1 protein-coding gene is annotated in these 1,061 nt (G+C 29.4%); it reads right to left on the minus strand.

Annotated elements, in window-relative coordinates; genetic code table 11:
- Positions 1–261 precede the first annotated feature (261 nt).
- Positions 262–822 (minus strand): protein adenylyltransferase Fic, encoded by a 561-nt coding sequence (fic, locus tag M2326_RS17510; RefSeq protein ID WP_264620828.1) that lies wholly within the window; start codon positions 820–822, stop codon positions 262–264.
- Positions 823–1,061: the final 239 nt, after the last annotated feature.

The following is a 1,061-nucleotide window of genomic DNA, read 5'->3' on the forward strand; positions in this document are numbered from 1 at the left end:
GAGCTTGCTACGAAGCCTTGTTAAATTTACGCATATTTCATTTGGTGTACAAATATTTAGGAAGAATATTTGGGTTAAAATTAATTTTGAAAAAAGAGGTTTTTAGACAGTTTGACGTGTCGCGGCTTGCAGAAGTGGCGAACTTCGTAACCGAGATTTTTCGGCTAAGATAAAATTTATTGCGGAAAATAAACGTGAATAAACCACATATCTCGCCATTTATGCAAACCGCTGTTACTAGCTGGCGCTTTATCCACAATGTTATTCATCATCATCATCTTTCTGATAGCCTTCATAATAGTAAGATTGTTCAATTCCTTTAAAAATAACTTCTCTGTTATTTATTTCTTCGGTTAAGTTGCTATTTAATAAAGTTCTTAATTCCAAATCGTTAATTGGACTTCTTTCCATTGCTTGTAAATAAAGAGATTTATCCACATATTGCCAATTGACTAATTTTTTAAGTTTAGTTTTCAGAATCATATCTAACCAAATTCTCATTGTCCTGCCGTTACCTTCCATAAAAGGATGAGCAATATTCATTTCTACATATTTGGCAACTATTTCTTCAAAAGTATTTTCAGGCATTTGCTCAATTTTGACTAAAATTTCATTTAAGTATAAAGAATTTGCAAATCTAAAACCACCTTTTGATATATTCTTATTACGTACTTTACCCGCAAAATCATATAATCCTTTAAATAAATAACTATGTATTTGATTTAAACCTTTAGTAGTTCCAATTTCAATTTTGTTAATATCATCTGACTCAAATAGGCGATACGCATTTTCTAAACTTTTTTTGTCAATGTTTTTCATCATAATTCAGATTTATTCAACTATTAATTTCTTTGTCAAAAATACTTTAAATGTTTGTGAATTACTTTAAAACGGATTAGTTTTTAGAGGTTTTTTTGTGTTTTTATGCAGTTTTATATTCCGGTGCGGTGCGCTTGCTAGTAACGGCAGTCTGTCTAAAAACCCCGTTTTTTTTTAATTTAAATTATATTTCGCATAAATGTAAGCGATTTAAACAACAATTAAATAGCCTTTTTGTAAAT

This window comes from Flavobacterium psychraerolatum (assembly GCF_025960985.1).
In the GTDB taxonomy this organism is placed as follows: Bacteria; Bacteroidota; Bacteroidia; order Flavobacteriales; family Flavobacteriaceae; genus Flavobacterium.